Source organism: Mycobacterium sp. E735 (assembly GCF_001666955.1).
Taxonomy (GTDB): domain Bacteria; phylum Actinomycetota; class Actinomycetes; order Mycobacteriales; family Mycobacteriaceae; genus Mycobacterium.
On the sequence record NZ_LZIX01000151.1, the window covers coordinates 1 to 758 of the forward strand.

2 pseudogenes are annotated in these 758 nt (G+C 66.9%); one reads left to right on the plus strand and one right to left on the minus strand.

Features of this window, described 5'->3' with window-relative positions:
• A pseudogene (locus A5704_RS29195) lies at window positions 1–78 on the minus strand (hypothetical protein); the annotation flags it as partial.
• Window positions 79–191: 113 nt separating this feature from the next.
• On the opposite strand from A5704_RS29195, the pseudogene A5704_RS11925 reads away from it, so the two are divergent.
• Window positions 192–758 (plus strand): annotated as a pseudogene (locus A5704_RS11925) (hypothetical protein); the annotation flags it as partial.

A 758-nucleotide genomic window follows, 5' to 3' on the forward strand; every position in this document is an offset into this window, starting at 1 on the left:
GGCGCGGCCCTGGCCGTTGGTGTTGTCCACGAAGGCGCCCAGCGGCGAGCTGCAGCCGGTCTGACGCCACGAGCCGGAACCGTCGAGCGAAAGCCCAAGCGAGCAAACGTAATTCGACCGCCGCCCGAGCGTCATCCGCCCGTTATCTAAATTGACAGTGTGACGGATGTGACTGATGATGTTTATGTTGTATTCAGATCCGGGCGGAAAGGGCGATCGTGCTGACCCGAGGCGCCAGCTTGCGCCGGCTGGTGGCCGGCTGCACCGCCATCGTCGCCGGCATTGTCCTCGCGTGCACCACCGGACAGCCGGTCGCGCACGCCGCCGACGGCCGCGATCTGCTGGCCAACGCCATCAACACCACCAAGGGCTCCTACCTGGTCTATAACTTCGGTCCCGGCCATCCCGCACCGATGCTCAACGCCGGTGGCAGCTGGTACGAGATGAACAACGGCGGCCACCTGATGATCATCAAGAACGCCGCGGGCCGGCTTTCGCCCCACCTGCTGGTCGACACGCACCAGGGCGATCAGGCGCGCTGCGAGAACAACCCCGGCGCCCGCACCGGCGAGGGCCTCTGGCAGGCGTCGGAACTCTATGCGCCGCTGCAGGCGTGGCAGCGAATGGGCCAGCCCACGATCGCGATCAACGCGAACTTCTTCGACGTACGCGGTCAGAAAGCCGGCTCGTGGCGTCAGACCGGCTGCAGCTCGCCGCTGGGCGCCTTCGTGGACAACACCAACGGCCAGGGCCGCGCC